This window comes from Dyella flagellata, from assembly GCF_030160275.1.
Lineage (GTDB): Bacteria > Pseudomonadota > Gammaproteobacteria > Xanthomonadales > Rhodanobacteraceae > Dyella_B > Dyella_B flagellata.
Map to the genome: position 1 here is coordinate 227141 of NZ_BSOA01000048.1, position 17928 is coordinate 245068.

Sequence of the window (17928 nt, forward strand, 5' to 3'; positions counted from 1 at the left end):
TACCAAAGAGGGCGATTCTATCAGCTACCGAAGCGCACGCCGCGGGCCTCCGGACCCAGCCACACCAGCAGCGCCAGCAGTATCGCCACGGCGGCGATCCACAACGACATCACCAGCGGCAGTCCCGCCCCCTGCGCCGCCAGCCAGGACTGCGCGGTAGCAGTGCCGGCTGCGATCAGGTTGCCCATCTGATAGGCGAAGCCGGGCAAGGTGCCGCGTACGGCGTCCGGCGACAGCTCGTTCAGATGCGTGGGCACCACGCCCCAGGCGCCCTGCACCATCACCTGGATCAGGAACGCGCCCAGGCCCAACAGCAAGAGCGAGCCGCCATACGTCCACAGCGGAATCACTGGGATGGCCAGCAGGGCGGCGACGATCATGGCGCGGCGGCGCCCAATTTTTTCCGACCAGCCGCCGAAGAAAATGCCGCCGGCCAGGGCGCCCAGGTTGAGCAAGGCCACCAGCAGAAAGGCCGAGCCCGAACCGGTGGGAAGGTGCAGGTTGACCTCTTCGAAGGTGTGATACATGTCCTGCGAGCCGTGGCTGAACATGTTGAACGCGGCCATCAGGCACATCAGGTAGATCGCCAGCTTCCAGTGGCCGCGCATGGCCTCGCCCAGGCTGCGCCTGCCATGTGCCGCCTGGCTCGCTTCCCACGCCGGCGATTCAGGCACCTTGCGCCGGATATACAGCACCAGCAGCGCCGGCAGCGTGCCCACCACGAACAGGCCACGCCAGCCGACATGGTCGATCAATAGCCAATTGGCCAGGGCGCCCAGGAAAAAGCCGCAGGGGTAGCCGCTTTGCAGCAGGCCGGAAACCAGGCCGCGCGACTTGGGCGGAATCGACTCCATCGCCAGCGAAGCACCAATGCCCCACTCGCCGCCCATCGCCACGCCAAACAGGAAACGCAAGGCCAGCAGCATCGTCAACGAAGTGGAAAACGCGGTGGCCAGTTCGAACAGCGAAAACAGCAGCACGTCGATCATCAGCACCGGCCGGCGACCGAAACGATCCGCCAGGCGACCGAACAGCAAGGCGCCGACCGGCCGCGCCGCCAGCGTGAGAAACACGCCCAGGGTGACCTCGGTGCGATCGGCATGGAATTCCCGCGCAATGCCGACGATCACGAAGGTGTAGAGAAAATAATCGAACGCATCCAGCGTCCAGCCCAGGAAACTCGCCAGCACGGTATGCCGCTGCTCGTGATTCAACTCGCGGAGGGCAGACAGGACGGACATGCGGATTTCCCTGGTGGGCGGCCGCGCGAGGCTAGCACGACAAGGCAGGCGTCCCGTCATTCATGTATAATGGGCATTCGAATCACGCCCATCCGGCGTCGCATTCCCCCCAAATACCCATATATGGCAACGCGGTTCTGCTTGAAGGCTCCGGGTTGCAACAGGAGCACTTCCATGTCTTTCGAATCGCTGGGCCTAGCCCCTGCGTTGCTGCGCGCGCTTGCCGAACAGGGCTACACCGATCCCACCCCGATCCAGGCCGGAGCCATTCCGGTGGCGCTGGAAGGCCACGACCTGCTCGCCGCCGCACAGACCGGCACCGGCAAGACCGCCGCGTTCTCGCTGCCCTTGCTGCAGCGCCTGTCCACCACTCAGGCCTCAGGCAAGCATCGTCCGCGAGCACTCGTGCTAACGCCCACGCGCGAGCTGGCGGCACAGATCAACGACAACGTTCGCGCCTATGCAAAACATCTGCGCGTGAGCAGCACGGTGATCTTCGGCGGCGTGGGCATGGGGCCGCAGATCCAGGCATTGCGTCGCGGCACCGATATCGTCATCGCCACGCCGGGCCGGCTGGTGGATCACATGCAGCAACGCACGATCGACCTCTCCGGCGTGGAAGTACTGGTGCTGGACGAAGCCGATCGCATGCTGGACATGGGCTTTCTCCCCTCGCTCAAGCGCGTCATCGGCGCGCTGCCGAAGCAGCGCCAGACGCTGTTGTTCTCCGCCACCTTCGCGCCGGAGATCAAGTCGCTGGCGATGCAGTTCATGCAGTCGCCACAAGAAGTGTCGGTGACGCCGGCCAACAGCGTGGCTACCACCGTAAGCCACCAGGTGCACCCGGTCGACGGCACCCGCAAGCGCGATCTGTTGCTGCACGTTCTCAGCCAGGACAGCCGACGCCAGACGTTGGTGTTCAGCCGTACCAAGCACGGCGCCGACAAGCTGGTGCGCTACCTGGAGCAGTCCGGCTTGCGCGCGGCGGCCATCCACGGCAACAAGAGCCAGAATGCACGCACCCGCGCGCTGGCCGATTTTAAAAGCGGCCGCATCACCGTACTGGTGGCGACGGATATCGCCGCGCGCGGCATCGACATCGACCAGTTGCCGATCGTGATCAACTTCGACCTGCCAATGGTGGCGGAAGACTACGTGCACCGCATCGGCCGCACCGGCCGCGCCGGCGCCAGCGGCATCGCCATGTCGCTGGTCTGCCATGAGGAATCGGGCCTGTTGCGCGATATCCGCAAGCTGTTGAAGCAGGAAGTGGCGATCAACGAAGTACCGGGTTTCGAGCCGTCCTCGCCGTTGCGGCTGGATGCCAATGCGCCGCGCCCGAAGCAGGGGCAACGCCAGCCGCGTCCGCAACGGCAAGGCAGCAACTCACACCGGCCGCACGGACATGCGCAACAGAACAATGGCGGCGGCGAGCACGCGATGGGAAATCGCCAGCGCCGTTCGTCGCGTGGCCGCCGGCCTGCGGCGAAGGCGTAACGCTTTTGGCTCCCGCTCCCCGTCGGGGAGCGGGAACCGGCTTTCGCCGGTATCACCCGCCCGGACAGGTCAACGCCGTGAGCACGTGATCTTCCCACTCACCGGCGATCTGCAAATACCGCTTCGCATAGCCTTCCCGCTCGAACCCCAGCGACGTCAACAGCTTCGCACTGCGCTCATTGCGTGGCAGGTAGTTGGCCATGATGCGATGCAAACGCAGCTCGCCGAACGCCCAGGCGATGCCCACTGGCAATACCTCGCGCATCAAACCCTGTCCTTGCATGTGCGCGGCCACGCCGTAGCCCAGGTGGCATGCCTGGAACGCACCCCGCACGATATTGGCGAAGGTGAAGCTGCCAATGATCGCCTGCTCTTGCCGGTCGAACACCATCAACGGATAACCACGATCCTGCCGGGCATTTTGGCGACTCTCCGCAATCGTGCGGATGCAGTGCTCCACCGTGTAGTACTCCGTTTCACGCAACGGTTCCCACGCTGAGAGGTGTGCACGATTTTGTACTCGATAGCGCAGCAACTTGCTCGCATCCGTCACTTCCGCAACACGAATGCGCGCGCGTGGCGTTTCCAGTTGAGGTAGGTCAGCCACTCAGCGTTCCTGATCCGTCGGGCGCATCAGCACTTCGTTGATGCACACGTAATCGGGGCGCGTGACGCAAAACAGCACGGTGTCGGCGATATCCTCGGCTTGCAGCTGGCGCATTTCGCCGGCGCGCGCGTTGACCGCACGCCGGCTGGCTTCATGCCCGATGTGCTCGCGTAGTTCGGTATCCACCATGCCCGGCTCGATCACGCTGACGCGGATGTTGTCCTTGTAGACCTCGCGCCGCAGCGATTCGGAAAAACCGACCACACCAAACTTGGTGGCCGCATAGGCCGCGGCGTTGGGATTGGCCACGCGCCCGGCTACTGAGGAGATATTGACGATATGCCCGTCACGCCGCGCACGCATCCCGGCCAGTGCCGCCTGCGTTGACGCGATCAGGCTGAGGACATTCAATTCCAGCATCCGGCGCCAGCGACCCAGGTCCGCTTCGGCGACCGGCTCCAGGTACATCACGCCGGCATTGTTGACGAGGATGTCAAGCCGGCCATAGTGCGCTTGGGTTTCCTTCACGACGCGCTGCGCCTCAGCCTCCGAAGCCAGGTCGGCCACCAGCAGCAGCGGCTCGGCCCCCAACTCCGCGAGCTTGGCGGCCAGCTGCTCCAACCGGTCCTTGCGCCGGGCGGCAATGGCCACCTTGGCCCCCTGCTCGGCCAAGGCTAGTGCGGTCGCCTCGCCTATCCCCGAGGACGCCCCGGTGACCAGGGCGACGCGGTCCTTCAGTCGGTTCTTCATGACGGCTCCGGATGGTTATGCAATCTTTCAAGAGTATGCCCGCCATGGGCTGTTACAATAGTGGCCTTACTCCCGCATGCCGCGTGCATGCCACGTCGAGGTTTCCCCATGTCGTCCCCGTCTTCCGACTCCGCTCCGGCCACCGCCGGCTTCTCTGCGCTTGCCCTTACGCCGGAAGTGCTGCGCGCGCTGGCCGACGTAGGCTACGAATCGCCGTCGCCGATCCAGGCCGCGACGATCCCGTCGCTGCTGGACGGCCGGGACGTGCTGGGCCAGGCGCAAACCGGCACCGGCAAGACGGCGGCTTTCGCGCTGCCGATCCTTTCACGCATCGAGATGCGTCCCGGCAAGCCGCAGGCCTTGGTGCTGGCGCCTACGCGCGAACTGGCGATCCAGGTGGCCGAAGCCTTTCAGCGCTACGCGGCGCGCATGCCGGGCTTCCAGGTGCTGCCGATCTACGGCGGCCAAAGCTACGGCCCGCAATTGCACGCATTGCGTCGCGGCGTGCACATCGTGGTCGGGACGCCCGGCCGCGTGATCGACCATCTGGAACGCGGCACGCTCGACCTTTCCCAATTGCGCTTCATCGTGCTGGATGAAGCAGACGAAATGCTGCGCATGGGCTTTATCGACGATGTCGAGAAAGTGCTCCAGGCCACCCCGCCGGAACGCCAGGTGGCGCTGTTCTCCGCCACCATGCCGCCGCCGATCCGCAAGATCGCCCAGCAGCACCTCAAGGACCCGGTGGAAGTCACCATCAAGGCCGCCACGACCACGGCGGCGAACATCCGCCAGCGCTACTGGTGGGTGAGCGGCATGCACAAGCTGGATGCGATGACGCGCATCCTGGAAGCCGAACCGTTCGACGCGATGATCATCTTCGCGCGCACCAAGCAGGCCACCGAGGAACTCGCAGAAAAGTTGCAGGCGCGTGGTCTGGCCGCTGCCGCCATCAACGGCGACATCGCGCAACCGCAACGCGAGCGCGTCATCCAGCAGCTCAAGGACGGCAAGCTGGATATCCTGGTCGCCACCGACGTCGCCGCTCGCGGCCTGGACGTGGAGCGCATCAGCCACGTGCTGAACTACGACATCCCCTACGACACGGAAAGCTACGTGCACCGCATCGGCCGCACCGGTCGCGCCGGACGCAGCGGTGAAGCGATCCTGTTTGTGACGCCACGCGAAAAAGGCATGCTGCGTGCGATCGAACGCGCCACGCGCCAGCCGATCGAGGAAATGAAGCTGCCCACGGTAGAAGCGGTGAACGACCGCCGCATCGCGCGCTTCAAGCAGAACATCAGCGACACCTTGGCGATCGGCGGCCTGGAGCAGTTCCAGCAGTTGATCGAGCAATTCGAGCAGGAACACGACATCCCTGCGATCGAAATCGCCGCGGCTCTGGCCCGCATTGCGCAAGGCGACCGCCCCCTGCTGCTGGAGGCGCCACCCAAGCGCGAACGCGCGCCGGAACGCGAAGCACGCCCTGCCCGCGCGCACCAGGAGGGAGATACCCGCCGCCCGCAGCGCGAAGTGCGCCATCGCGACGAGAGCCCGCGCGACTTCGCGCCGCGCCAGCAGCGTCCGCATGCCACCGAAACCGGCAAGCGCACCTATCGCATCGAAGTGGGGCATGAGCATGGTGTGAAGCCCGGCAACATCATCGGCGCCATCGCCAACGAGGCCGGCCTGGAAAGCCAGTACATCGGCCGCCTGAGCATCCGTGGCGACTACAGCCTGATCGACCTGCCCGACGGCATGCCGAAGGAAGTTTTCCAGCACCTGCAGAAGGTGTGGGTGAACCAGCAGCAGTTGCGCATTGTCGAGTGGGACGGGAGCGAGGAAGAAGGCGGTGCGCGTGCGCCGCGCAAGCCTGGGTTCAAACCCGCGCATGGGCGCAGCCATGCCGGCAAGCCGAAGCATGGACGCAGCGGCGACAAGCCCCCCCGCCGCAAATAACCCGTAGGCTGGGATGACAATCCCAGCATTGCCATGCATGTCGTCCGAGCGATGCTGGGATTGTCATCCCAGCCTACGTTCGTGGCCGCATCGTTCCACCAAGGCAACAGTCCGTTCCCCATAGCGGCCGCTGCAAACCCCGTTCATCCGGCCATACTTGTATCGCCATGAACATGTTGCCCAGCCTTTACATCTCGCACGGCTCACCGATGACCGCCCTGCACCCAGGCCAGGTCGGCAAGCGCCTGACCGAGATCGCCGCCCAGCTGCCTCGTCCCACCGCCATCGTGATCGCCACCGCGCACTGGCTGGCGCGCCAGCCGAGCGTTGGCGGCGCTGCACAGCCGGAAACCATTCACGACTTCTACGGCTTCCCACGCGCGCTGTTCGAGCTGCAGTACCCGGCGCCAGGCGCGCCCGAGATCGCCGCACAGGCGATGTCGCTGCTCGATCGGGTAGGGCTCGCACCCCTGCTTGATTCCCGGCAGGGGCTCGACCACGGTGCCTGGGTGCCGCTACGCCTGCTCTACCCGCAGGCCGATATCCCCGTCGTCCCCTTGTCCATCCAACCGCATCTTGGGCCGGCGCACCATTACGCCGTAGGCCGCGCTTTGGCACCGCTGCGCGAACAGGGCGTGCTGGTGATCGGTTCCGGCAGCATCACCCACAACCTGCATGACTTCCGCGCCGGCTACAGCGAAACCAACGAAGCGCCCTATGTGCGGCCGTTCATCGGCTGGATCGAGCAGAAGATCCAGGCCGGCGACGTCGAGGCCTTGCTCGACTATCGCCGCCAGGCGCCCGGTGCCGAACGCGCCCATCCCAGTGACGAGCATTTGCTGCCGCTGTACATAGCGCTTGGCGCCGCCGGCGAGCATTTCCAAGGCGAACGTATCGATGCCGGCATCGACCTGGGCTTCCTCGCCATGGACAGCTATCGCTTCGATAGTGCGTTCACTGCACGATGATCGTGCCCACCATCATGGGATGGATCGAACAGTAATAGGTGTACGTGCCCGGTTTGGAAAACGTCACCGCATACGTGTCGCCACCATCCAGCGCCTTCGATGAAGCAAACATCGCACCGGCACTGGTGATGACGTGCGGCTCGTCGTCGCGATTGGTCCACACCACGCGAGTGCCGGCCGGCACGGAGAGGGTTTTCGGAGCGAAGGCGAAGTTCTGGATCGCTACCTGATAAGGCCTCGGCCCATTCGCTGCCGCACACGCCATGGCCATGCCGCCAAGTGCGATCACGCAGGCCGCCCGGATCGTTCGTTTCATGTCAGCACCTCATCAGTCACCGCCAGTGGTCCGCCGGTTCGTACATGCCGTACATCGCGAATGCCCAGGTAGCGATGCAGCGCCTCCGGCTTCACGCTCTGCAGCGGCCCGGGTCCCGGCCCCTCTCCTGGCGCGGGTTGCGGATAAGCAGTGGAACGCGCCGTGTAGAAGGTGATGTTGCCTTCCACCTTCTGCTGGATCTGGTGAATGTGTCCGTTGAGCACGGTGACCGAACCGAAACGCCGCAGATAGCTCAACGCTTCACCGCTGTCGTCGGTGCCCCAGCCCCATGGCGGATACAGCGGCCACAGCGGCATATGGGCAAACACCACCACCGGCGTTTCGGCCGAACGGGCCGCCAGATCTTTCTTCAACCACGCCAACTGGTCCGCGCCGAGCGAACCCAAGCCCCCGGCCTTGAGGTTGAGTACGTTGACCAGGCCGACGAAATGCGCGCCGTTGTGGTCGAAGCTGTACCAGCCGCCGTCGTGCTGTTTCTCGCCGAAACGGCGAAAGAATTCGGCGCCGTTGTCGCCAATCACATCGTGTTCGCCCGGCACATAGAAGCTGCGGCCGACCCGAGCCTCCTGCATCAATCCTGCCAGGGTGTCGAATTCCTCGGGCTTGGACAGGTGCGTAAGATCGCCCGTGTGCAAGAGAAAGGCCGGCCGCGTTTTTTGCGCACCGATCATCGCCAGCGAACGGCGCAACGTACCGGCCACATCCGGATTGGGGGCTTTGTGAAAGCCGATATGGGAATCGCTGATCTGCACGAAACTGAAACTGGCGTCCGTGGCGGTCGCCGCTTCGTCCAGCGCTTGCGCATGCAGCACCCCGCCCTTCATCAGCCAAAGGGTGCCAGCCCCGGCCCAGGCCATGCATTTGAGAAATTGCCGCCGGCCATCGCCGCGGCTGTCGTCGTTATCCATCGCCAGCTCCGCTCGTCATGGGCCGCCCAGCGCGGCCCTTATCCGCATCTACCGGCTGCCTGGCAGACCTATTCCGCGTTTTCGAGCCATGGAATAAAGTCGTCTAGACTGCGGTAAGAGGTTTTATGCCTTCCGACGTCCGCCACCCCCGATCCGCCTACGGCAACGCAAGTTTCGAGGCTTGCGTAGTGCCGTATCTGGACGCCGCCTATAACCTGGCCCGCTGGCTGGCGCGCGACGATGCCGATGCCCAGGACGTCGTGCAGGAGTCGATGCTGCGTGCGTTTCGCTACTTTCATAGCTTCCATGGCGGCGATGCCCGCGTTTGGCTGCTCGCGATCGTGCGCAACACCTTTTATTCGCTGCGGGCCAAAACCGCTGCCGATGCCGCGCATGAAACCTTCGACGAGGAGGCCCACGCCCTGGTCGACGAGCAGTCTTCCCCGGAAGCGCGCGCCTTGCTGTCTGTCGACATCGAGGCATTGCAAGCCGCGCTGGAAAATCTTCCGCATCCGTTGCGCGAAACCATCGTGCTGCGTGAGCTGGAGGAATGCTCCTATAAGGAGATCGCCGCGATCACCGGCCAGAAAATCGGCACGGTGATGTCGCGGCTCGCACGCGCGCGCGAACGTCTGAAAGCCGAACTATCACGCTATCCTACGGAGGCACGCCGTCATGATGTGCGATGACGCCAGGCTGCTTCTGCATGCCTATCTCGACAACGAACTGGATGCCGCGCAAAGCGTGACGATCGCACGGCATATGCAAAACTGTGCGGATTGCGCAGCCAGCTATGCCGATTGCACGCGACTTCGCGAGGGCATCGTTCGTGCATCCCTGTATCGCCGCGCGCCGGATGCCTTGCGCAAGCAGTGGTCCGCCGATAAAGCTTCCGCGCCTCAAGCCAGGAGGCGCCCCGCAGCACTCGCCATCGCCGCAGGTTTTGCCGCCGCGCTGATCGTTACCACCCCGCTATGGCTTTACGTTACACATCGCGCCAACGACGCAAACTCATGGGCGGCGGAGGCCATTTCCAGCCATATCCGCTCGATGCAGCCGCAGCATCTGATGGACGTGGTTTCGACCGACCAACACACGGTCAAGCCCTGGTTCGCCGGCAAGCTGGATTTTTCCCCACGCGTGGAAGACCTGGCGAACGAGGGCTTTCCGCTGGTGGGCGGCCGGCTGGACGCGCTCGATGGGCACAGCGTTGCCGCGCTCATCTACAAACGGCATCTACATGTCATCAACCTTTACCAATGGCCGATTTCGTCCGCGGATGCCAAGCAGCAAGCCACGCAGTGGAACGGCTATACGGCGATCCAGTGGACCGCCGGCGATATGCACTTCGTGGCTGTTTCCGATGTCAGCGAAAACGAGCTTCAGCAATTCGTGCAGACATTCCGCAACGATGCCGCTACGCCTTAGTAGGCTGGGATGCCAATCCCAGCATCCGTGTGCCGCAAAGCAAGCTGGGATTGACATCCCAGCCTACAAAAATGGCATTACGCCTGTGCGCTGGCTTCCCGGTAACGAACCCAGTCTTCCAGTGTCAGCGGCGGCAAGCCGTGTGTTACACGGCCTTTGTCGCATTGCGGACTGGGCTCGCCGAATTCCCACGACGGCGGCACGTCGCGACACACTGAGGGGCGCTGCGGGTGGATGCCGCAACGCGCGGCGACGCCGATGGTGCCTTCCAACGCTACACAGCGTGGCTGATAAGCCTGCGTGCCGCGCATCACCAGGCGGTGCGGATCCAGCTTTTCGGTAAGCTCCGGCGGCACCTGGCCGCCCAGGGAGGCATCGGCTTCCATCCAATGGAAGGCGACCCGGAAACAGGCGCAGCACGCGCCACAACGTAGGCATGGATGAATCATGTTCGCGCTCACAATGCCCCGCTAAACGTGTTGCATGCTTGGATATCCCCGCTTTCCAGGCCGGTCTTGAACCACTTCACGCGCTGCGCGGAGGTGCCGTGCGTGAATGAATCGGGCACCACCGTGCCACGCGCCTCGCGCTGCAAGGTATCGTCGCCGATCTGACTGGCGGCATTGAGCGCGGATTCCACGTCGCCTGGATGCAGCCATTGCAGACGCTGCTGCGTGCGGTTGGCCCATACGCCCGCGAAGCAATCCGCCTGCAGCTCCTGCCGCACCGACAAGCCATCGGCGCCTTCCATCGGCACGCCTTGCCGTTGCAACTGGCTGGTCTTGGCAAAAATGCCTAGCTGATTCTGCACGTGATGCCCTACCTCGTGCGCAATCACATAGGCGCGCGCGAAATCGCCGCTGCTGTGAAAACGCGTTTGCAGTTCGCGGAAGAAATCCAGATCCAGGTAAACCTTCTGGTCGCCGGGGCAGTAGAACGGCCCGACTGCCGTGGACGCCGCGCCACAGGCGGTGTTCACGCCACCACGGAACAAATGCAGCTTGGGATCGACATAGCTGCGCCCCATGCCGGCAAAAATGTCGGTCCAGGTCCGCTCGGTGGAGCCGAGCACCCTGCTGACGAATTCTTTCTGCTGGGGATCCACCTGCACCGGCTGGCTGCTCGGCGCGTAGGCTCCAGGCTGCGCGCCGCCCTGCTGCAGCAAGGCCAGCGGATTCTTGAAAAAGATCCAGCCCAGCAGGGCCAGGATCAGCAGGCCGCCGAGGCTCATCCGCCCGCCGCCGAAGCCGCGGCCACCGCCTCCGCCCTGATCGACTTCGACGTTCTGGCTTTCTTCGCCCTTCTGCCAATCCATAAACCTTCCCCAACTAAAGCCACCCTCCAAGCTTCGCACCAAACCGCTACAGTGGCACCACCTTTCCCACCTTCACCAGCCATGACGCAAAACCTGCCCGCCCTAGTTGCCCTGCTGACCATCCTTTTGCAATTCGGCACGATGTTCGCGACCGGCTGGGCCAGGGGCAAATACCGCATCGAAGCACCGGCAACGACCGGGCACCCGGCGTTCGAGCGCGCCTATCGCGTGCAGATGAATACCCTGGAAAGCAGCATGATGTTCCTGCCCACGCTGTGGCTGGCGGTGCATTACGGCTACGTGCTGTGGGCCGGCATCGCCGGGCTGGTGTGGATCCTTGGGCGCGTCTGGTATGCCTTGGCCTATCTGGGTAACGCCAGCAAACGCGGCCCTGGCTATATGGTAGGCATGTTCGGCTGGGCAGCCTTGCTGGTCATGGGCGTGATCGGCCTGGGCCGCGCGCTGCTGACGGGTTGATACACGCTTCGATGACATTCTCGATGTTCAAGCCGGGCTCGCCGGCGGCCGCGCCGACCCTGGCCAAAGCCCCGGGCCTGCTGCAAGCCCTGGGCCTGGTGTTGCTGTATTTCCTGCTGCAAGTGGGCGCCGGCATGCTGATGGGTTTCGCGCTCGGCGTGCGGGAAAAAATGCGGCACCCGCAACTCCCGTTTGCCGATGTGCGCAAGCATGTGCTGAGCGTGCTGCAGCAACCCGACAGCAACGCCATGCTGATGGTGATCGCGCTACCTTCGATCGCGTTGCTGCTGTTCTGGCTGGTGCGTCGCTGGTGGCCCGTGCTGTGGCTGCAAGCGGAACCGCCCGGCCTCGGTTTCAGCGCACCAAGCACGTCGCGTTGGTACTACTCGGCACTGCTGGTCGGTGTAGTGATGCCACCCTTGGGCGCACTGCTCACCCAGTTGCTGGCACACGGCCACGAAGTCACGCAGAACGTGCAGGAACTCAGCCAGCACGCGTCGGGCTACCTGCGGCTACCGCTGGCGATCGTGGCCGTGAGCGTGGGGCCGATGATCGAAGAGCTGATGTTTCGCGGGGTACTGCTTTCGGCCTTGCTGCACCGCATGTCCACCGGGCTGTCGATCGCGCTATGCGCGGCCCTGTTCGGCGTCATGCACCTGGTGGGGCTGGATTTCCAGTGGTATGCGTTACCGAACCTAATGCTGTTCGCGGCGGCCTTGTGTTGGCTGCGATTGAAATCCGGATCGCTATGGCCGGCGATCCTGGCCCATGGAATGTATAACCTGTTTGCGCTGGTGGCGTTGTTCGCGGCAGCGTAAGCCGCTCAAACCGCCAGCCCGAACTCGCGCAACAACTTGGCCGTTTCGAACAAGGGCAGCCCCATCACTCCGGAGTAGCTCCCCTCCAGATACTCGACCAAGGTCGCGCCTTTACCCTGGATGGCATACGCACCCGCCTTTCCGAACGGCTCGCCGGTCGCCACATAGGCGGCCAGCTCCGCTTCGCCCGATTCGGCAAAACGCACGCGCGAGATGCAAACATCGCCGTGTTCCCGCTGGGCCGAAGCCACCCATACTGCCGAGATCACCTCATGCGTACGCCCGCACAAAGCCTGCAGCATTTGCGCGGCATCATCGGCGTCCTTGGGCTTACCGAAGATCCGCTCATCCAGCACCACTTCGGTATCCGAGGCGAGCACCAGCGCATGGGCCCGCGCTGCGCGCTCCAGCGATTCCCAGCCTGCCCGCGCTTTGTCGCGGGCCACGCGCTGCACGTAATCGACCGGCACTTCTTCCGGCATCGGCACTTCCGCCACGTCCACGTCGAGTATGGAAAAACTCACGCCCAGCTGGCCTAGCAATTCGCGCCGGCGTGGGGATCGGGAAGCTAGATAGAGCATGAGTCATCGGTTCCTTACGAGGAATTGAGCCCACACCTTACTGCAATAGCCAGGGTGACGAAGTGGTCCAGAAAATAATGCTCGCACCCAGGTAGTTTCGCCCGAAGTCGTCGAATTGCTCCCTGGTAAAATGCTTGCCCGTGTTTGGATCCCGGTAAGTCAGGGTGGGTTCCTGCACCGCCATCGCAATCAGCGCAAGCCGATCCTTGTAACGATGAAAGAACGGGTACGAATTATGCATCTGCGCCTTGCGATACGGCACGATGTCCGGACCGCCTAGGCCAACGCCGTGCTTGAATGCGGCATCGAACAGGCGTTCCATATAGCGGTGGTCATTGTCCCATTCGCATGGCCAGAAGTTGACGTATTGCACAACCGTCGATTGCTTGAACACCTTGCGCGCGAACAGCATGTTCTCCAGTTCGGCGGCAAAGTATTTGTCACAGGTAAAGGCCTTGTCATGCTTGTCGTCGACGCCGATAGCGGTTTCCGGCAAATTGATCCCTTCCACCCGCCCATCAAAAGCCTTGGCAAGTGCCTGCAGCAGCTGCTGATAGCGCTCGCGGACGTTTGGATTCCATTGCCGAGCCACCCAGCCCTGCGTCTGTGGCCCTTCGCCCGGATCATCATCGCTCTGCGCTACCAGGCCACCGCCGTATCCGTTTCCGGCAAGCAGATAGTTTGGAACACGCCGGGCCTCTTTGGTGAAGAAACGGTCTTGAATCTGAATGAACAGCTGTTTGTGCAAGGCGCTGACGCGCACGAGATCCTGCTCTATGGACGAGAAATCGTACTGGCCTTTTTGCGGCTCCAACTGCCGCCAGGTGTAGATGATCTGAACCCCATCGATATCCGGGCGCTGCAGCAGATGCGCATATTGATCGACCTCGCCCTGCCCCAGGAGCAGAAAATTGCGGGCTTCCTCGGCGGGGGCGGCGAGCGGCAGCGATAGCGTTGCCAGCAGCAAATACCTCAGCCTGCGCATAGTCATCATCCTCATCCATGCTGAAACGCCCGAAATTAACCGTCAGGCACTGACTCGGCTACAAACAAGCGCATTGGAAAAGTCTGAAAAGGTCAGGGCACCCCTAAAGCGACAGCGCATAATCGCAAAATTCGTGATCGCGTTGCCAGCCGAGCGATGCATAAAGCGCTTGCGCGGGCGCGTTGTCCAGCGCTGTCTGCAGCCACAAGCTCGCCGCGCCGAGTGCCCGCGCATGCTCGGCCGCAGCCGTAAGCAAGGCGCTCGCCACGCCATGCCGGCGCGCAGCCGGTGCCACGTAGAGATCGTTCAGCAGATAGATACGCATGGTGCGCACCGATGAAAACAGCGGGAACAGCTGCACGAAGCCGAGGCCTGCGCCCTCTTCGTCGCTGGCCAGCACGATCACCGATTCAAGATGGGCAAAACGTTCCGCCAGAAAGGCGCGCGCACGCGCCGGATCGGACGCCTGCCGATAAAACTGCCGATAACCGTCAAACAGCGGCACCAGCGTATCGAGATCGCGAATGCTCGCCTGCCGAACCTGAAAGCGCATGACTACTCCCGTGACAATGAAGTGACGCGGGCTCGCGCCAGCGCCTTCACGCGCGATGGTACGGGTGCCCGGCCAGCAAGGTGGTCGCGCGGTAAAGCTGCTCCACCAGCACCAGCCGCACCAGCATATGCGGGAGAGTGAGCGGTCCCAATGACCACTTTTGATTGGCGCGGGCCAACACTTCCGCGGCGTGACCGTCAGGGCCGCCAATCCGAAAGGCCAGGTCACGTCCCGCCTGACTACTCGGCCAGCTCCTCGCCGGACCAGGTACTGCTGCGCACGCCGATTTCCCTGACATCCCTGGTCATGAGGTCCTAAAAGGGGGCAGTTGCGCATACATGGGTGAGGCCACGCATGGGCAAGCCGGCTTTGCGTCGGCACCGGTAAACCCGATTCTGCTCCTCGGCGTCACTACACTTGACCTCCCTGAAGCCAGGTACCGGCCCTTTCCGCCGGTGGCCTTCTTTGTGGCAAATCCGGTGCCGCCCCATCATCACCAGACGGCATGAGTAAGCACGACACCGTCCTTGATGAAATCGAATCCCGCATGAAATAGTTGGCTGCTGTGGAAATCTCCGCTCAAGGTTTCCGTCAGGACGAATGTCAAACGGCGTGCTTGCACATTCAGTTCCACCACACGCACCGCGGAAAAATCAAAGAAGCGGCGAACACTCCCATAAGCGGCCTTATAGAAACTTTCCTTGGCGGAGAAAACGATGGTGAGCGCCACCGGCAGCGCAAGCTCGCGCGTAGCCTGCAGACAGTGGAGTTCGCTGCGATCGAGCACCGTCATGACGACAGCTTCGCAAGCTTGCTCGTTCATCACACACTCCACATCGATGCCGATGCCGCGACGTCGGCCGGCCCACTCGACAGCCACTGCGGCCAGACCGTGCGTATGGGTCATGCTGCCGATCACGCCATTAGGCCAAATCGGCTGCCGCTCCGCGCCAATGGGCACCGTTTCATTCTTGATCCCCAAAGCGGAGAGCGCTGTGCGGGCCGCAAGGCGGCCAAAGAAAAATTCCGCTTGCCGCTTGCCGACGCTGCGCTGGATGGATTCGGGGCACGCAATGCCGGCTTGCGCGAAAAAGGCTGAACTAAAGTGCTCAGGCTCGAATTCGACAAGGTGCAAAATGATGGGAGCCGCATCGCAGGCAAGGTGCACCTGCCGGCGCATCGCTCCGGCATGCTCCGGCATTTCTGCCATCAAGGTCTGGATGTCGGGAGTAGACATGGAGACTCCGAAGGGTACGATCCAATCACTGCGCAGGCAATCATCCATAGCCGATTCATTGCCGGATGATTGCCCACGACACGCCTGGCTCGCGGAAAGCCCCACGGAGGGAGCCCATTCCGACCTACGCGGACGTCTCCGCCGGAGCAAGGCGCGCTAACGAACCCATGGCTCGATGTTCCCCGCAATCAAGCGCCATTCTGCATTGGTGAGCGGCAGTTTTGCGCGGGTAATGCTATCAGTGTATGCCGGCGTTGAGGCGTTGAAATCGGAGCCCAATAGAAAACGATGCAATCCTATCTGGCGCATCTGGGCGACCAGGCGAGCAGCCTGTTCCGGCGTGGTTTCGGGTGTAACTACGGCGGAGAGGTCGAACAACACATGACGGGTAGAGGGATCATCCGCCTTGATGTGATCGGCGAACACCTGCAGGACAACGGCCTGAGCCTGATCGGTGCCGCCCCAGCCGCCACAATGGGCAATCTGCACGACCGAGTCGCCGGCGCTTGGCAATACGTCACGAATGAAGATGCCCGCCTCGCGGGCACCAAAAATATCGGACGCGCGCAAGTGGATGACTATCGGCAGGTGTGCGGAAGCCGCAGCATGAATGACCTTGACCAGCTGCTGGACATGCTGTGGATTGGTGAGCCGGACGCGCGAATTGGCCAAATGCAGTTTCAAGCCTTTTAGACGGCCATCGTGTATCCAGAAATTCACTTCGTCCACGGCGGACGGCTGCAGTGGATCCACCGAGAAAAAGCCGACCAGCCGCTGCGGGGCTTCAGCCACCTGGTTAGCCACGTACTCGTTTTCCAGGCGCGTCATCTTTGACACATCGTAGTGCATGGAACTGACGTAGGGCGAACCAAAGAAATAGGCAGACGACAGAACGACTGCCTTGCGCGCCTTTACCGGCGCCAGCATGGCCAGGACATCCGTGGTCCCGATCGCCTTCTTCGGCCCCAGCATGCCGCAGACTTCATCGTAGTGAAAGTCTTCGCACATGGCTTCGAAGGCCCCATAGAGACTTGCAGACCGCATGTGCAAATGGTAGTCGGCGTACCAAGGGACGAATTTCAAGGGCGCATTTGTCAAACGCGCAGCATCGCTACCAGCAAAGCTTGCGCACAACCCGCTCGCCCATAGTGTCATGCAAGTGAGCAACGCCATTTGCGTACCGCGACCCCACCTTCGAGGCAGTGACCGGGAAACGTTTCTCATGGATGTGCATTCCCGTCGCAGTTCGAATCGGCAGGGTTTTCGAGCATGCTCGACAACGCATCTGCCAGTGCGCCGATATTCGGTGCGATCATCATCGAATGGTGGTCGCCCGGAACGTGCAGGACGCTTATTCGAGCTTCTCCAGCCACCCGCTCCCAGCCCAGGCAAGGCATTTTGATTGCGCTGTCTTGCGCACGGAAAAGGTGAATGGGTATCGGTATCCGCGCCGCGCGATATCGAACCTGAGCTTTCAAATAGCCATGCCTGCGCCATAACGACTGCCCGAGCTGCTCGATCGACAGATGGCAAAGATCCGCAGGCAGCAGTGACTCCTCATTGCCGACCCGGACCAGCTCGGCGAACGTTAGCTGGTCGAGCTTCGCCGCAAGCGCGCGCAAGCGCGCGATATCGAGCGTGCGGAACTTTTCACCGGTTTGCATCCATTGCAGCAAGGACGATTTCTCGTCGAAGGTATCGACCGCCCGTTCGAATGCCGCTTGAGCCGTTGCACTCAAGCCTGCGGCATAGACGGCATCGAACAGCCCCAGGAAGCTTACTTCTTCGCCTACACCCAGTAGCTGGCTGGCAATTTCGTAAGCTATGACACCACCGGTACTCCAGCCTGCCAGGCGATACGGACCCTCCGGTTGAATGTCACGGATCATGCCTACCATGCGACTGGCCAATGCCTCGACGCCCGGTATCGGGGTCTCGTCGAGGGCCGATGACGGCAGGCCGTAAATCGGGGTGCCGGCAGGAAGCGCAGCGGCCAGGGTATGCAAATAGTTCAAGCTGCCAGTGCCATCATGCGGCAGGAACAACGGCGGCTGCGAACGACCCTGCCGCATGCATACGGCGTGATCACGCGCATCCGGTCGCACTTCAACCAGATGCGCCGCCAGATCATAAAGTCGTGGCCGGAGGAAAAGGTCTCCCGGTTCAATCGGGGGGAGATTTCTTTCACGCGCCATGGCGATCAGGCGCATCACCAGCAGCGAGTGGCCACCCAGCGCGAAGAAGTGGTCCCGCCGACCGATCGGCTC

The 17928-nt window shown here is 62.7% G+C and carries 20 protein-coding genes and 1 pseudogene; 7 read left to right on the plus strand and 14 right to left on the minus strand.

Features of this window, described 5'->3' with window-relative positions:
- Positions 1-20 precede the first annotated feature (20 nt).
- Positions 21-1241 (minus strand): MFS transporter, encoded by a 1221-nt coding sequence (locus QQJ96_RS20020; RefSeq protein WP_284333794.1) that lies wholly within the window; start codon positions 1239-1241, stop codon positions 21-23.
- A gap of 174 nt (positions 1242-1415) precedes the next feature.
- Between QQJ96_RS20020 and QQJ96_RS20025 the strand changes: the two genes are divergently transcribed.
- Complete coding sequence (locus QQJ96_RS20025; protein WP_284333795.1) at positions 1416-2738, plus strand: DEAD/DEAH box helicase; 1323 nt, start codon at positions 1416-1418, stop codon at positions 2736-2738.
- Between the two features lie 52 nt (positions 2739-2790).
- Here the strand turns inward: QQJ96_RS20025 and QQJ96_RS20030 are convergent, their stop codons facing one another.
- Both QQJ96_RS20030 and QQJ96_RS20035 read right to left on the minus strand, forming a co-directional pair.
- Complete coding sequence (locus QQJ96_RS20030) at positions 2791-3345, minus strand: GNAT family N-acetyltransferase (RefSeq protein ID WP_284333796.1); 555 nt, start codon at positions 3343-3345, stop codon at positions 2791-2793.
- Positions 3346-4095 carry an SDR family NAD(P)-dependent oxidoreductase gene (locus QQJ96_RS20035; RefSeq protein ID WP_284333797.1) on the minus strand — a complete coding sequence of 250 codons (750 nt, stop codon included), beginning with the start codon at positions 4093-4095 and terminating at the stop codon, positions 3346-3348.
- Positions 4096-4203: 108 nt separating this feature from the next.
- On the opposite strand from QQJ96_RS20035, the gene QQJ96_RS20040 reads away from it, so the two are divergent.
- Positions 4204-6054 (plus strand): DEAD/DEAH box helicase, encoded by a 1851-nt coding sequence (locus tag QQJ96_RS20040; RefSeq protein WP_284333798.1) that lies wholly within the window; start codon positions 4204-4206, stop codon positions 6052-6054.
- Positions 6055-6221: 167 nt separating this feature from the next.
- Positions 6222-7022: a dioxygenase family protein gene (locus QQJ96_RS20045; RefSeq protein WP_284333799.1), complete on the plus strand. Its 801-nt coding sequence runs from the start codon at positions 6222-6224 to the stop codon at positions 7020-7022.
- On the opposite strand, the gene QQJ96_RS20050 is transcribed toward QQJ96_RS20045, so the two are convergent.
- Both QQJ96_RS20050 and QQJ96_RS20055 read right to left on the minus strand, forming a co-directional pair.
- The gene (locus QQJ96_RS20050) at positions 7009-7338 is read right to left on the minus strand and encodes a cupredoxin domain-containing protein (RefSeq protein ID WP_284333800.1); all 330 of its coding nucleotides are present in this window, start codon (positions 7336-7338) and stop codon (positions 7009-7011) included. The genes QQJ96_RS20045 and QQJ96_RS20050 overlap by 14 nt on opposite strands.
- Positions 7335-8267: a metallophosphoesterase family protein gene (locus QQJ96_RS20055; protein ID WP_284333801.1), complete on the minus strand. Its 933-nt coding sequence runs from the start codon at positions 8265-8267 to the stop codon at positions 7335-7337. The genes QQJ96_RS20050 and QQJ96_RS20055 overlap by 4 nt, the downstream gene beginning before the upstream one ends.
- A gap of 125 nt (positions 8268-8392) precedes the next feature.
- On the opposite strand from QQJ96_RS20055, the gene QQJ96_RS20060 reads away from it, so the two are divergent.
- Positions 8393-8956 (plus strand): sigma-70 family RNA polymerase sigma factor, encoded by a 564-nt coding sequence (locus QQJ96_RS20060; protein ID WP_284333802.1) that lies wholly within the window; start codon positions 8393-8395, stop codon positions 8954-8956.
- Positions 8943-9695 carry an anti-sigma factor family protein gene (locus tag QQJ96_RS20065; RefSeq protein WP_284333803.1) on the plus strand — a complete coding sequence of 251 codons (753 nt, stop codon included), beginning with the start codon at positions 8943-8945 and terminating at the stop codon, positions 9693-9695. The genes QQJ96_RS20060 and QQJ96_RS20065 overlap by 14 nt, the downstream gene beginning before the upstream one ends.
- 77 nt (positions 9696-9772) lie before the next feature.
- On the opposite strand, the gene QQJ96_RS20070 is transcribed toward QQJ96_RS20065, so the two are convergent.
- Together QQJ96_RS20070 and ypfJ are read right to left on the minus strand one after the other, a co-directional pair.
- Positions 9773-10144 (minus strand): YkgJ family cysteine cluster protein, encoded by a 372-nt coding sequence (locus tag QQJ96_RS20070; RefSeq protein ID WP_284333804.1) that lies wholly within the window; start codon positions 10142-10144, stop codon positions 9773-9775.
- Positions 10145-10152: 8 nt separating this feature from the next.
- Positions 10153-11010, minus strand: a complete 858-nt coding sequence (gene ypfJ, locus QQJ96_RS20075) for a KPN_02809 family neutral zinc metallopeptidase (protein ID WP_284333805.1) — start codon at positions 11008-11010, stop codon at positions 10153-10155.
- An 81-nt stretch (positions 11011-11091) separates the two neighbouring features.
- On the opposite strand from ypfJ, the gene QQJ96_RS20080 reads away from it, so the two are divergent.
- Positions 11092-11487 carry an MAPEG family protein gene (locus QQJ96_RS20080; RefSeq protein ID WP_284333806.1) on the plus strand — a complete coding sequence of 132 codons (396 nt, stop codon included), beginning with the start codon at positions 11092-11094 and terminating at the stop codon, positions 11485-11487.
- A gap of 11 nt (positions 11488-11498) precedes the next feature.
- The gene (locus tag QQJ96_RS20085) at positions 11499-12305 is read left to right on the plus strand and encodes a CPBP family intramembrane glutamic endopeptidase (RefSeq protein ID WP_284333807.1); all 807 of its coding nucleotides are present in this window, start codon (positions 11499-11501) and stop codon (positions 12303-12305) included.
- 5 nt (positions 12306-12310) lie between these two features.
- Here the strand turns inward: QQJ96_RS20085 and QQJ96_RS20090 are convergent, their stop codons facing one another.
- From QQJ96_RS20090 to QQJ96_RS20120, 7 genes and pseudogenes are all read right to left on the minus strand, one after another.
- The gene (locus QQJ96_RS20090; RefSeq protein WP_284333808.1) at positions 12311-12886 is read right to left on the minus strand and encodes a Maf family protein; all 576 of its coding nucleotides are present in this window, start codon (positions 12884-12886) and stop codon (positions 12311-12313) included.
- Positions 12887-12923: 37 nt separating this feature from the next.
- Entirely contained in the window at positions 12924-13871 is a 948-nt protein-coding gene (locus QQJ96_RS20095) for a hypothetical protein (protein ID WP_284333809.1), read from the minus strand.
- 103 nt (positions 13872-13974) lie between these two features.
- Positions 13975-14424 carry a GNAT family N-acetyltransferase gene (locus tag QQJ96_RS20100; RefSeq protein WP_284333810.1) on the minus strand — a complete coding sequence of 150 codons (450 nt, stop codon included), beginning with the start codon at positions 14422-14424 and terminating at the stop codon, positions 13975-13977.
- 46 nt (positions 14425-14470) lie between these two features.
- Positions 14471-14656: pseudogene (locus QQJ96_RS20105) on the minus strand (23S rRNA (pseudouridine(1915)-N(3))-methyltransferase RlmH); the annotation flags it as partial.
- A gap of 261 nt (positions 14657-14917) precedes the next feature.
- Positions 14918-15661: a 4'-phosphopantetheinyl transferase family protein gene (locus QQJ96_RS20110; protein WP_284333811.1), complete on the minus strand. Its 744-nt coding sequence runs from the start codon at positions 15659-15661 to the stop codon at positions 14918-14920.
- Positions 15662-15817: 156 nt separating this feature from the next.
- On the minus strand, positions 15818-16705 hold the full coding sequence (locus QQJ96_RS20115) for an amidohydrolase family protein (protein WP_284333812.1): 888 nt from the start codon (positions 16703-16705) through the stop codon (positions 15818-15820).
- A 176-nt stretch (positions 16706-16881) separates the two neighbouring features.
- A partial coding sequence (locus QQJ96_RS20120; RefSeq protein ID WP_284333813.1) for a thioesterase domain-containing protein occupies positions 16882-17928 on the minus strand: 1047 nt, incomplete at its 5' end.

Excerpts from the sequence above, each read along its gene's own strand:
- QQJ96_RS20020 (WP_284333794.1), bottom strand. The coding sequence starts at position 1,241 with ATGTCCGTCCTGTCTGCCCTCCGCGAGTTGAATCACGAGCAGCGGCAT.
- QQJ96_RS20060 (WP_284333802.1), top strand. The coding sequence starts at position 8,393 with ATGCCTTCCGACGTCCGCCACCCCCGATCCGCCTACGGCAACGCAAGT.
- QQJ96_RS20085 (WP_284333807.1), top strand. The coding sequence starts at position 11,499 with ATGACATTCTCGATGTTCAAGCCGGGCTCGCCGGCGGCCGCGCCGACC.
- QQJ96_RS20055 (WP_284333801.1), bottom strand. The coding sequence starts at position 8,267 with ATGGATAACGACGACAGCCGCGGCGATGGCCGGCGGCAATTTCTCAAA.
- QQJ96_RS20080 (WP_284333806.1), top strand. The coding sequence starts at position 11,092 with ATGACGCAAAACCTGCCCGCCCTAGTTGCCCTGCTGACCATCCTTTTG.
- QQJ96_RS20035 (WP_284333797.1), bottom strand. The coding sequence starts at position 4,095 with ATGAAGAACCGACTGAAGGACCGCGTCGCCCTGGTCACCGGGGCGTCC.
- QQJ96_RS20050 (WP_284333800.1), bottom strand. The coding sequence starts at position 7,338 with ATGAAACGAACGATCCGGGCGGCCTGCGTGATCGCACTTGGCGGCATG.
- QQJ96_RS20115 (WP_284333812.1), bottom strand. The coding sequence starts at position 16,705 with ATGCGGTCTGCAAGTCTCTATGGGGCCTTCGAAGCCATGTGCGAAGAC.
- QQJ96_RS20045 (WP_284333799.1), top strand. The coding sequence starts at position 6,222 with ATGAACATGTTGCCCAGCCTTTACATCTCGCACGGCTCACCGATGACC.
- QQJ96_RS20065 (WP_284333803.1), top strand. The coding sequence starts at position 8,943 with ATGATGTGCGATGACGCCAGGCTGCTTCTGCATGCCTATCTCGACAAC.
- QQJ96_RS20090 (WP_284333808.1), bottom strand. The coding sequence starts at position 12,886 with ATGCTCTATCTAGCTTCCCGATCCCCACGCCGGCGCGAATTGCTAGGC.
- QQJ96_RS20095 (WP_284333809.1), bottom strand. The coding sequence starts at position 13,871 with ATGCGCAGGCTGAGGTATTTGCTGCTGGCAACGCTATCGCTGCCGCTC.
- QQJ96_RS20025 (WP_284333795.1), top strand. The coding sequence starts at position 1,416 with ATGTCTTTCGAATCGCTGGGCCTAGCCCCTGCGTTGCTGCGCGCGCTT.
- QQJ96_RS20070 (WP_284333804.1), bottom strand. The coding sequence starts at position 10,144 with ATGATTCATCCATGCCTACGTTGTGGCGCGTGCTGCGCCTGTTTCCGG.
- QQJ96_RS20040 (WP_284333798.1), top strand. The coding sequence starts at position 4,204 with ATGTCGTCCCCGTCTTCCGACTCCGCTCCGGCCACCGCCGGCTTCTCT.
- QQJ96_RS20100 (WP_284333810.1), bottom strand. The coding sequence starts at position 14,424 with ATGCGCTTTCAGGTTCGGCAGGCGAGCATTCGCGATCTCGATACGCTG.
- ypfJ (WP_284333805.1), bottom strand. The coding sequence starts at position 11,010 with ATGGATTGGCAGAAGGGCGAAGAAAGCCAGAACGTCGAAGTCGATCAG.
- QQJ96_RS20110 (WP_284333811.1), bottom strand. The coding sequence starts at position 15,661 with ATGTCTACTCCCGACATCCAGACCTTGATGGCAGAAATGCCGGAGCAT.